General features: G+C 67.1%; 14 protein-coding genes. 4 read left to right on the forward strand and 10 right to left on the reverse strand.

Going from position 1 to position 9,765, the window contains the following annotated elements; genetic code table 11:
- Positions 1–181: 181 nt before the first annotated feature.
- The 10 genes from Q0U08_RS13465 to gap all read right to left on the reverse strand — a co-directional run bounded on the left by Q0U08_RS13465 (position 182) and on the right by gap (position 7,740).
- Positions 182–994 (reverse strand): inositol monophosphatase family protein, encoded by an 813-nt coding sequence (locus Q0U08_RS13465; protein WP_112382799.1) that lies wholly within the window; start codon positions 992–994, stop codon positions 182–184.
- Between the two features lie 94 nt (positions 995–1,088).
- Positions 1,089–1,652, reverse strand: a complete 564-nt coding sequence (gene efp / locus Q0U08_RS13470; RefSeq protein ID WP_112382798.1) for an elongation factor P — start codon at positions 1,650–1,652, stop codon at positions 1,089–1,091.
- Between the two features lie 56 nt (positions 1,653–1,708).
- Positions 1,709–2,287, reverse strand: a complete 579-nt coding sequence (locus Q0U08_RS13475) for a M23 family metallopeptidase (RefSeq protein ID WP_298091903.1) — start codon at positions 2,285–2,287, stop codon at positions 1,709–1,711.
- 395 nt (positions 2,288–2,682) lie between these two features.
- Complete coding sequence (thiE, locus tag Q0U08_RS13480; protein ID WP_298091904.1) at positions 2,683–3,372, reverse strand: thiamine phosphate synthase; 690 nt, start codon at positions 3,370–3,372, stop codon at positions 2,683–2,685.
- Between the two features lie 68 nt (positions 3,373–3,440).
- Positions 3,441–4,349, reverse strand: a complete 909-nt coding sequence (locus Q0U08_RS13485) for a class I fructose-bisphosphate aldolase (protein ID WP_298091905.1) — start codon at positions 4,347–4,349, stop codon at positions 3,441–3,443.
- Between the two features lie 31 nt (positions 4,350–4,380).
- Positions 4,381–4,710 (reverse strand): type II toxin-antitoxin system PemK/MazF family toxin, encoded by a 330-nt coding sequence (locus Q0U08_RS13490; protein ID WP_298091906.1) that lies wholly within the window; start codon positions 4,708–4,710, stop codon positions 4,381–4,383.
- Positions 4,707–4,937: a ribbon-helix-helix protein, CopG family gene (locus Q0U08_RS13495; protein WP_298091907.1), complete on the reverse strand. Its 231-nt coding sequence runs from the start codon at positions 4,935–4,937 to the stop codon at positions 4,707–4,709. The genes Q0U08_RS13490 and Q0U08_RS13495 overlap by 4 nt, the downstream gene beginning before the upstream one ends.
- Before the next feature lie 129 nt (positions 4,938–5,066).
- Positions 5,067–6,257 carry a phosphoglycerate kinase gene (gene pgk, locus Q0U08_RS13500; protein ID WP_298091908.1) on the reverse strand — a complete coding sequence of 397 codons (1,191 nt, stop codon included), beginning with the start codon at positions 6,255–6,257 and terminating at the stop codon, positions 5,067–5,069.
- Positions 6,254–6,712, reverse strand: coding sequence for an MOSC domain-containing protein (locus Q0U08_RS13505; RefSeq protein ID WP_298091909.1), 459 nt, complete (start codon positions 6,710–6,712; stop codon positions 6,254–6,256). Before Q0U08_RS13505 ends, pgk begins: the two co-directional genes overlap by 4 nt.
- A gap of 17 nt (positions 6,713–6,729) precedes the next feature.
- On the reverse strand, positions 6,730–7,740 hold the full coding sequence (gene gap / locus Q0U08_RS13510; protein ID WP_298091910.1) for a type I glyceraldehyde-3-phosphate dehydrogenase: 1,011 nt from the start codon (positions 7,738–7,740) through the stop codon (positions 6,730–6,732).
- A 224-nt stretch (positions 7,741–7,964) separates the two neighbouring features.
- Between gap and Q0U08_RS13515 the strand changes: the two genes are divergently transcribed.
- The 4 genes from Q0U08_RS13515 to Q0U08_RS13530 all read left to right on the forward strand — a co-directional run bounded on the left by Q0U08_RS13515 (position 7,965) and on the right by Q0U08_RS13530 (position 9,381).
- Positions 7,965–8,159 (forward strand): hypothetical protein, encoded by a 195-nt coding sequence (locus Q0U08_RS13515; RefSeq protein WP_298091911.1) that lies wholly within the window; start codon positions 7,965–7,967, stop codon positions 8,157–8,159.
- Positions 8,159–8,467, forward strand: a complete 309-nt coding sequence (locus tag Q0U08_RS13520; RefSeq protein WP_112382789.1) for a cell division protein ZapA — start codon at positions 8,159–8,161, stop codon at positions 8,465–8,467. The genes Q0U08_RS13515 and Q0U08_RS13520 overlap by 1 nt, the downstream gene beginning before the upstream one ends.
- A gap of 177 nt (positions 8,468–8,644) precedes the next feature.
- Positions 8,645–9,181, forward strand: coding sequence for a 5-formyltetrahydrofolate cyclo-ligase (locus tag Q0U08_RS13525; RefSeq protein WP_298091912.1), 537 nt, complete (start codon positions 8,645–8,647; stop codon positions 9,179–9,181).
- Positions 9,178–9,381: a DUF2842 domain-containing protein gene (locus tag Q0U08_RS13530; protein ID WP_298091913.1), complete on the forward strand. Its 204-nt coding sequence runs from the start codon at positions 9,178–9,180 to the stop codon at positions 9,379–9,381. Before Q0U08_RS13525 ends, Q0U08_RS13530 begins: the two co-directional genes overlap by 4 nt.
- Positions 9,382–9,765: the final 384 nt, after the last annotated feature.

Raw genomic sequence — 9,765 nt, forward strand, 5'->3', positions numbered from 1 at the left:
CTGTTTAGTCCATGCCGGGGGGCATGGACGACCTGATGCTGGAGGGGATCCGCGGCGAAGCCGTGGGGAGGGTGAGGGGCCGCCAAGCAGCGCCACACTGCTGGTCTGCCCCTCACCCTTCCCACTGCCTTATGGCAGCGGGCCCCTTCCCTCTCCCCGCGGGGGAGAGGGAAAGTTCACATCAACGCAAGGCGTTCGCCACCAGCTTGTGCAGGCGCGAGTGCAGCGCCTCGTTACCCGCCAGATATTCGCCGCGCTCGATCGAGCGATCGGTACCACGGAAATCGGTAACGAAGCCGCCAGCTTCCTTTACCAGCAGCATGCCGGCCGCACCGTCCCAAGGCTTCAGCCCGGATTCCCAGAACCCGTCATACCGCCCCGCCGCCACCCAGGCGAGATCGAGCGCGGCCGAACCGAACCGGCGGATGCCGGCGACTTCGGGTGCGACCGCCCCGAAGATGCGGCTCCATTCCACGAAGTCGCCATGTCCCAGGAACGGGATGCCGGTCGCGATCAACGCTTCGGACATGTCCCGACGCGACGACACGCGCAGCCGCCCGCCCTGCAGCCAGGCGCCCCGCCCCTTCTCGGCCCAGAAGCTTTCATCGGTCAGCGGCTGGTAGATCAGCCCGGTCGTCACCTCGCGCTTGCCGTTCGCCAACGGCTCCTCGACCGCGATCGAGATGCAGAAGTGCGGAATGCCGTGCAGGAAGTTAGACGTGCCATCCAGCGGATCGACGATAAAGCGGGGCTTGGTGGGGTCGCCGGCGATCTCGCCGCCCTCTTCCATCAGGAAACCCCAGTCGGGCCGCGACTTGCGCAGTTCCTCGAAAATGGTTTCCTCGGCGCGCTTGTCGGCCATCGACACGAAGTCGGCAGGCCCCTTGCGGCTGACCTGAAGGTGCTGCACCTCGTTGAAGTCGCGACGCAGCCGCGGCGCGGCCTTGCGCACCGCGCGCTCCATGATGGTGAGAAGACCGGAATGGGAGGGCATGGCTCTGTTCTTTCTCTCCGCTCGCGGGTTGTCCGCAAGCCGGAGCCTGTTCTTGTCGCTCCCGCCTGGCAGCGGCGGGAGCGAAGGGTTCGGATCAGTCCGCGCGGCGGACGTAGGTCTGCTCGTACACGTCGACCACGATACGCGTGCCGGCCGCGATGTGCGGCGGCACCATCACGCGCACGCCATTGTCGAGCATCGCGGGCTTGTAGGACGACGATGCCGTCTGCCCCTTCACCACCGCGTCCGCCTCGACGATCGTCGCCTCGATCGTGTCGGGCAACTGCACGCTGATCGGCTCTTCGTCATAGAGTTCCATCACCACGTCCATGCCATCCTGCAGGAACGCCGCAGCGTCACCCAGCAGATCGCGCGGCAGCGAGACCTGGTCGTAGGTGTCCTTGTCCATGAAGACCAGGCTATCGCCATCGGCGAACAGGAACTGGAAGTCCTTGGTATCGAGCCGCACGCGCTCCACCGTCTCGGCCGAGCGAAAGCGGACATTGTTCTTGCGGCCGTCGCGCAGGTTCTTCAACTCGACCTGCATATAGGCACCGCCCTTGCCGGGCTGCGTGTGCTGGATCTTGACCGCGCGCCAGATGCCGCCTTCATACTCGATGATGTTGCCGGGACGAATGTCCACGCCGCTGATCTTCATGGGGTTCAACCTGCTGGAAAGAGCGAAGGGCGTGGGTACGCCCGGTGCCGCGCGATCTAGCGATTGGCATCCGGTTCGGCAAGCAGCGGGTATGGGTTGACGTTCGTGCCCTGCCACCAGCGCTCGCCCGGCGCCATGCGCTTGACCTCGAAATGCAGGTGCGGTGCGCCGGCATCGGCATTGCCGGTCGCCCCCACGAAACCAATCCCTTCGCCGCCGCGCAACCTTTGCCCCTCGTGCAGCCCGGCGCGATAGCCCGCCAGATGCGCATAATAATAGACGGTCCCGCCATCGGCGCTGCGCTGATAGATGGTATGCCCGCCATCATGGCTGTCGAACAGCTTCTCTATGGTGCCCGGCGCCGTCGCCAGCACCGGCGTCCCCGTCGACGCCATGATGTCGATCGCATGATGCTCACGCGCGCCGCCCGCCCGGGCCTCGCCCCAATTGTCGCGCAGCGCCGCCGCGGAGACGCCGCGCACCGGCATCCGCAATCCGCCCCCGGCTGCTTCGACATTTGGCGCCGCCCTCGGCACCCTCCGGGGTTCCGGCGAAGATCCGAAGGACAGCATCGACGCGAATGCCGCAATCCCGAACAGGATCAGCGTCAGAATAACCCAGCCCAGCCGCGTCACGGCATCGGGCCCGACACACCATCTCCGTGTCCGGCTTCACTATTCCCGACAATCACGCCGCATCGCGGTTGCGAACGCGGCGCCGAGGCGATGGGGATCACCCCGCCAGCCCGCCCGACACCTGCAGCGGCATCATCGCTCTGTCACGCCCAAGCGCCCTGCCGGAATTTGGGCCGAAGTTTGAGCCGGACCATGGCGGGAATATGCGTGACTGCCGCCGCTTTCGCTGACGGTTGCGGGGGCCGGGCCGGTCGCGACGGCGACCACCGCAGTGGCGATACCGCCCGCCATCGCCAGACCCAGCTTCCGCATCGCACGCTCCACTCGCATCGCTCAGATCACCGGAAAACGCGTGGGGATTGCCCTTGTTTCCCAACCGCAATGATCCGAACAGGTTACGCCGTTGCCAGCACCGTGGAAAAGGCACGCACTGCCGCAGCTTCGTCACCGTTCCACACCGCACCACATGTCGCGACGAAATCGGCGCCCGCGCGCACCAGCGGCGCGGCATTGTCCGGCGTGATCCCGCCGATCGCCACTGCGGGCAACTCGAACACCGTCGACCACCAGGACAGCAACACCGGCTCCGCCTGATGCTTCACCGCCTTGGTCGTGGTTGGATAGAAGCTGCCGAACGCGACATAATCCGCGCCGCGCTCACCCGCCTCCATCGCCAGATGGCGGCTGTCATGGCAGGTCACACCGATCTGCACCGAAGGCCCCAGCGCATCGCGCGCTTCGCGCGGATCGCCGTCATCCTGGCCCAGATGCACGCCATCGGCTCCCAGCCGCTTTGCCAGGCTGATCGAGTCGTTGACGATGAACGCGACCTCGCGGTCCGCGCACAGGCGCTGCAACGGCTCGGCCAGCTTGGCCGCGACATGCTGGTCCACGTCCTTCACCCGGAACTGGAACGCGGCGACGGACCCGGCATCCAGCGCACGCGCCAGCCGGTCGGGAAAGTCGCCCCCCACGTCCAATGGCGAGATCAGATAAAGCTGGCACGGCGGCCGCCGCACGTCGCGCGTGAACGCAGCGGCAAAATCGGGGTCGAGGGGGCCGAGGGGATCGTCTTCAAGCGTCATGCCTCGTCCCCTAGTCCCGCAACCGTTGCGCAACAACTCCCCTCCCGCGAGCGGGAGGGGAACAGGGCTTATTCCTCACCCTTGTAGATCGCCACCAGCTTGTCGAGCATCGCGATCGCATCGGCGCGCGGCCGCTGGAAGGTGTTGCGCCCGATGATCGAACCATTGCCGCCACCGGCCAGAATGTCGCGCGCATCCTGATACACCGCATCCGCTCCCTTGGCGGCACCGCCCGAGAACACCACGATCCGGCGCCCGGCAAAGCTCGCCTGCACCACATGGCGCACCCGGTCCGCCTGGTTCGACCAGTCGGTGCCCTCATACACCTTCTGCGCCTCGGCCTGCTCGATATGCGCGGAGGGCAGCTTCACCTTGATGATGTGCGCGCCCAGCAGCGCGGCCATGTGCGCGGCATAGGCGCCGACATCCAGCGCCAGCTCACCGTCCTTGGACAGCTTGCCGCCGCGCGGATAGCTCCAGATGACGGTGGCGAGGCCGGCTTCCTTGGCCTGTGCCGACAGGATCGCGATCTGGTCCATCGCATCGAAGATGCCGTCCGACCCCGGATAGATGGTGAAGCCGATCGCCGCGCAGCCGAGGCGCACCGCGTCCTCGACGCTGCCCGTCACCGCCTGGTTGATCGACGTCGCCCAGCTGTTCGAGCTGTTGATTTTCAGGATGGTCGGGATCTGACCGGCGAAGGTCTCGGCGCCCGCCTCCAGCATGCCCAGCGGCGCGGCATAGGCCGACAGGCCGGCATCGATCGCCAGCTGGAAATGATAATGCGGGTCGTACGCCTCGGGGTTGATCGCAAAGGATCGGGCCGGCCCATGCTCGAACCCCTGATCGACCGGCAGGATGATCAGCTTGCCGGTGCCACCCAGGCGCCCTTGCATCAGGATGCGGGCCAGATTGGCCTTCACCGCCGGATTGGTGCCTTCGTACTTGTCCAATATGGCCTTGACGGTCGGGGTCATCGAACTCTCCTCAGAAGGGCAAAAAGGGGGGTCAGAGCATCAGCCAGCGCCTGAGCGCCTGGTCCACCTGCTCCATCCGCGTCGGCGAGGCATGGCCCAGGACCTTGACGATCCGGCCGCGTGGCACCGACAGGATCTTGTCGCACTGCACCTCGCACTCGACGGTCAGGCCGGTATGCTCGCGCGGGGAGAAGGCGACGCGGAACAGCGCCTCGCCCCCCACCACGCTGGTCATCGGGCACATGGTGATGGTGTTGTGGCTCTCGTTGTACAGGTCCGACTGGACGACCAGAAACGGGCGGTGATCGCCACCATTCTCGCTCGTGCCGGCCAGCACGATCGCGCCGTGGCTGATCTTCATGCCGCATCCTCGGCCGCCAGGGCATTCCACAGCGCGAAATCCTCGGCCTCGTCGCGCCTGGATGCGCGTTCGGACTGGCGTCGCGCCTCCCTGCGATACGCCTCGTCGTGCAGGTCGACATAACGCCGCACCGCCTCGCGCGCGATGTCGCTCTTGCTGCGCCCCTGCGTGCGCGCAACCGCCGCCAGCCGTTCTTCCAGTTCCGTATCCAACCGGACGCCGAGCATCCATCACTCTCCGTTTAACGCGTTTAACCTACGCGGCCTGCCGGCGCATTGCAATGCACCATGACGCAAAAACGCCGCGGCGGCTTGCAAGCCCCCGCGGCGTCAGAATGTCTCACTCTTGGAAGAGCTTCAGGCGCCAAGCGCCGCCACGCCCGGCAGTTCGCGCCCTTCCATCCACTCCAGGAACGCGCCGCCGGCGGTCGAGACGAAGGTGAACTTGTCGCCCACGCCCGCCTGGTTCAGCGCGGCCACCGTGTCGCCGCCACCGGCGACGGAGACGAGGCTGCCGTCCTGCGTCAGTGCCGCCGCGGTCTTGGCAAGGCTTACCGTCGCGGTGTCGAACGGCGGCGTCTCGAACGCGCCCAGCGGCCCGTTCCACACCAGCGTGCGGCAATTCTTCAGCACGTCCCCCAGCGCCTCGACCGCACTCGGCCCCAGGTCCAGGATCATCTCGTCGGCTGCCACCTCATGCACATTCACCGTCCGCGTCGCCGGGTTCGGCTTGAACTCCCTCGCGACCACCACGTCGTACGGCAGGTGCACCGTACAGTTGGCCCGGTCCGCCGCCTCCAGAATTTCTTCCGCGGTATCAGTCAGATCGTGCTCACACAGCGACTTGCCCACATCCACGCCGCGCGCGGCAAGGAAGGTGTTCGCCATGCCGCCGCCGATGATCAGGTGATCGACCTTGCCGACCAGATGCTTCAGCACCGCCAGCTTGGTCGAAACCTTGGCCCCGCCGACGACCGCGGCCACCGGATGCTCCGGCGCGCCCAGCGCCTTTTCCAGCGCGTCCAGCTCCGCCTCCATCGCGCGCCCCGCATAGGCCGGCAGCACGCGCGCCAGCCCCTCGGTCGAGGCATGCGCGCGGTGCGCGGCGGAAAAGGCGTCGTTGACGTACAGGTCGCCCAGGCTGGCGAAACGCTCGACCACCGCCGGATCGTTCTTCTCCTCGCCACCGAAGAAGCGGGTATTCTCCAGGATCGCGATGTCGCCGGGCTGCATGGTCGCCACCGCCGCCGCGTCGCCCTCCCAGTCGATGTAGCGCACCTCACGACCCAGCACCGTGCCATAGGGCCGGGCCAGCATCGCCAGCGACATGTCCGGACTCGGCACGCCCTTGGGCCGGCCGAAATGCGCCAGGACCAGCACGATGGCGCCCTTGTCCGCCAGTTCGGTGACGGTGGCGATCGTCGCGCGCAGCCGCGTGTCGTCGCTCACCTGCCCGTCCGCCATCGGCACGTTCAGGTCCTCGCGCACCAGCACGCGCTTGCCGTGGATATCGCCGATATCGTCCAGCGTCTTGAATGCCTTGGTCATGCTTCCTCGATCCTGATCTGATCGCCGACAGCGATCGTTCCGCCCTCGATCACGCGCGCCAGCGCGCCGCCGCGCCAGTCCGGCGTCAATGCCGCCTCCAGCCCTGGCGCCACCGCCTCCATCCGGATGCACGGATCGCATTCCACCGTGATTTCCAGCAGCACCGGGCCGACGCGCAACCGCGTTCCCGGCACCTGCGGCAGGTCGAAATCATCGACCAGCAGGTTGGCCCGCCGCTCCTGCCACGGCAGGTCGGTGCCCAGTTCGGCCATTGCCGCAGCCCAGTCGCGCCGCTCGATCAGCGACACCTGCCGCCGCCCGCGCCCGCCGGGCTTCACCTGCCCCCGCCAGTCACCCTCGATGCCCCCATCCAGCGTCACCGCCGCGCTGGTCAGCACCTCCATCGGTGCCTTGGGGCGGGCGCGCCGTGCGATGCCTGCAAGCGTACCCGTCATGCCCGCCCCATCCTCGCTCAGAGGAACTTCGCCATCGCGGTCGCCGTGTCGACCATGCGGTTGGAGAAGCCCCATTCATTGTCGTACCAGCTCACGACGCGCACCAGCTTGCCATCGATCACCGCCGTCTCCAGGCTGTCGACGGTCGAGGATTGCGGCGAATGCATCAGGTCGATCGACACCAGCGGCTCGTCGGAGAAGACCAGCACGCCCTTCAGCGGGCCCTCGTCCGCGGCCGCCTTCAGGATCGCGTTGACCTCGTCCTTGGTCGTGTCGCGCTTGGGCGTGAAGGTCAGGTCGACCAGGCTGACGTCCGGCACCGGCACGCGGATCGCGGAGCCGTCCAGCTTGCCCTTCAGCTCGGGCAGGACCTCGCCCACCGCGCGTGCCGCGCCCGTGGTCGTCGGGATCATCGACATCGCCGCGGCGCGCGCACGGCGCAGGTCGGGATGGATCTGGTCCAGGATCTTCTGGTCGTTGGTATAGGCGTGTACCGTGGTCATCAGGCCGCGCTCGATGCCGATCGCGTCGTTCAGCACCTTGGCGACAGGCGCCAGGCAGTTGGTGGTGCACGATGCGTTCGACACGATCGTGTGCCCGGCCTCCAGCTTGTCATGGTTCACGCCGTACACGACCGTCAGGTCCACGCCCTTGCCCGGCGCCGAGATCAGCACCTTCTTGGCGCCGGCGTCGAGATGCTTCTGGCACGATGCCTTGTCGGTGAAGAAGCCGGTGCATTCCAGCACTAGGTCCACACCCAGTTCCTTGTGCGGCAGATTGGCCGGATCGCGCTCGGCGGTCACGCGGATGTGCTTGCCGTCGATCACGATGTCGCTGCCCTCGGCATGCACATCGCCCGGATACTTGCCATGCACGCTGTCGCGGCTGAACAGCCAGGCGTTCGACTTGGCGTCCGCCAGATCGTTGATCGCCACCAGCTCCAGTTCGCCCTCGCCCCGCTCCAGGATGGCGCGCGCAACCAGACGACCGATGCGGCCGAAGCCGTTGATTGCAACCTTGACCGTCATGCCAGCAATCTCCTATAAAAGTCTGTCAAATCAGCCGAATAACTCGGCGATTTATCCCGTTCGGCCCGTATGGCACATCCCTGCCCCGCGCGAGCCCGAACGTTCGGCACTGCCTTTCGGAGCCGCGCCGCCCGCTGTCAACCACTGCCCCGTCTTCGTGCGCCGCATGGGTGGCGTGCTGCTTCCCGCTTGCCGCAAACCCGGCCGCCGCCTAAGTCCGGATCATGCCAGAGCCGACCGCACCGCCCGCCACCGCCGTGGACCGTATCGACGCCGCCATCGCGCGCATCGAATCCGCGATCGAGGCGCGGCTGGACAGTGCCGCCACTCTGGCCGAGCGCCACGCCGCGCTGAAGGAGCGCATGGCGGAGGCGGTACACGCGCTTGACGAGGTCATCGCCCGGGGCACGCAGAACTGATGGCACAGGTTACGCTCAGCATCGGCGGCCGTCCGCATACCGTGCAATGCCGCGACGGCGAGGAGGCGCGGCTGCGCACGCTGGGGCAGGTTCTCGACCAGCGCTGGACCGCCGCCCTGCGCGCCGCCGGCGGCCAGCATGGCGAACGTGCGATGTTGTTCGTCGCGCTGATGCTCGCCGACGACCTCGAAGCCGTCGAGCGCCAGCCCCCCGCGGGTGCCGCGATCAGCGAGGCGACGCTCGACCGCATCGCCGATCGGCTGGAAAGTCTTGCCAATGCCCTTGAGCAAACCGGGCCGAGCGCCTAAGTCCGTGTTCGGCGGGTTCTGCCCGGTACGAGCCTCGATCATCCCTGAGGCTATTCATCATCCAAGGGGGCTGTCCCTGCCCGGGCCCTGGCCTGACGCACATGGTCCCCACCTGACGTACTGGGCGTCAGTGGATATTCCGGCAAACGGCCATGGCGGTCCCGCCACCCGCCTTTCATGACCGATAAACGCGCCCTGCGCGCCCGGATGCGCGCCATCCGCGACGCGCATGATCGCGGCGGCCCTCTACCCCTGCCCGCCGCCTTCCTCGCGATGCTGCGAGGCGCCGGTACGATAGCAGGCTACATGCCCGTCGGCGCGGAGGCCGATCCCGCACCCTTCATGCATGCGGCCCGTGCGGCCGGCCTCGCTTTGGCGCTGCCGCACGTCATCGATCGGCCAACGCCGCTCCGCTTCCTCGGCTGGGACGGCACCGCACCGCTCGCCACCGGCCCTTTCGGCCTGCTACAGCCCCCCGCCGACGCACCGGCCGCCGTCCCGGACATCATCCTGACCCCGCTCGTCGCCTTCGACGCCCGTGGCAACCGGCTGGGCCAGGGCGCCGGTCATTACGACCGCGCCTTCGCGCAGTTCCCGACCGCCCGGCGCATCGGCATCGCCTGGTCGGTGCAACAGGTGGAGGCCCTCGTACCCGACCCGTGGGACGTGCCCCTGCACGCCATCGCCACCGAACTCGATTGGATCGTTCCATGACCCCCAGTTGGCGCAAACCCGCCGGCATGCTCCTGATCCTGGCGATCATCGCCGCGTGGGCGATCCTGATCACCAGCCTGTCGGCCACGGTGGGCCGCTGGCACTGGACGCTGCAACTGGTCTTCTATCTCGTCACCGGCATCGTCTGGATCACCCCGATGAAACCCCTCCTGCGCTGGATGGAAGGCGGACGGCGATGAAATTTGGCTCACGCGAAGCCGCGAAGATAAAAGAAGGAGGGTTCACGCGGAGGCGCGGAGGCGCGGAGAGGTAGTGCCTGCCGCCCGGCAGCACGACACCCACGATCGGAAGACAAGCAACGATCGATACCGAATGAATGAGCCTTCGGCTCGCGCAACCACTCCGCGCCTCCGCGCCTCCGCGCCTCCGCGCGAACAAAATCTTCTTCGCGTCATCGCGGCTTCGCGTGAACCAATCCACCACGCCCTAAAAAGCGCAACGCTTACAAACGTAATTCGGGAAAAGTCTCGCATCTCGCGAGAAGGTAAATCCGCCATCCGTAGAGAGGATGGCGCGAGTGACGGGGCTCGAACCCGCGACCTCCGGCGTGACAGGCCGGCGCT

This window comes from uncultured Sphingomonas sp. (assembly GCF_946477935.1).
Classification (GTDB): domain Bacteria; phylum Pseudomonadota; class Alphaproteobacteria; order Sphingomonadales; family Sphingomonadaceae; genus Sphingomonas.

Bases quoted from the DNA above. Each gene is read 5' to 3' on its own strand.
- Q0U08_RS13465 (WP_112382799.1), bottom strand. From the start codon at position 994: ATGCCCTCCCATTCCGGTCTTCTCACCATCATGGAGCGCGCGGTGCGC.
- efp (WP_112382798.1), bottom strand. From the start codon at position 1,652: ATGAAGATCAGCGGCGTGGACATTCGTCCCGGCAACATCATCGAGTAT.
- thiE (WP_298091904.1), bottom strand. From the start codon at position 3,372: ATGACGCTTGAAGACGATCCCCTCGGCCCCCTCGACCCCGATTTTGCC.
- Q0U08_RS13485 (WP_298091905.1), bottom strand. From the start codon at position 4,349: ATGACCCCGACCGTCAAGGCCATATTGGACAAGTACGAAGGCACCAAT.
- Q0U08_RS13490 (WP_298091906.1), bottom strand. From the start codon at position 4,710: ATGAAGATCAGCCACGGCGCGATCGTGCTGGCCGGCACGAGCGAGAAT.
- Q0U08_RS13495 (WP_298091907.1), bottom strand. From the start codon at position 4,937: ATGCTCGGCGTCCGGTTGGATACGGAACTGGAAGAACGGCTGGCGGCG.
- pgk (WP_298091908.1), bottom strand. From the start codon at position 6,257: ATGACCAAGGCATTCAAGACGCTGGACGATATCGGCGATATCCACGGC.
- Q0U08_RS13505 (WP_298091909.1), bottom strand. From the start codon at position 6,712: ATGACGGGTACGCTTGCAGGCATCGCACGGCGCGCCCGCCCCAAGGCA.
- gap (WP_298091910.1), bottom strand. From the start codon at position 7,740: ATGACGGTCAAGGTTGCAATCAACGGCTTCGGCCGCATCGGTCGTCTG.
- Q0U08_RS13515 (WP_298091911.1), top strand. From the start codon at position 7,965: ATGCCAGAGCCGACCGCACCGCCCGCCACCGCCGTGGACCGTATCGAC.
- Q0U08_RS13520 (WP_112382789.1), top strand. From the start codon at position 8,159: ATGGCACAGGTTACGCTCAGCATCGGCGGCCGTCCGCATACCGTGCAA.
- Q0U08_RS13525 (WP_298091912.1), top strand. From the start codon at position 8,645: ATGACCGATAAACGCGCCCTGCGCGCCCGGATGCGCGCCATCCGCGAC.
- Q0U08_RS13530 (WP_298091913.1), top strand. From the start codon at position 9,178: ATGACCCCCAGTTGGCGCAAACCCGCCGGCATGCTCCTGATCCTGGCG.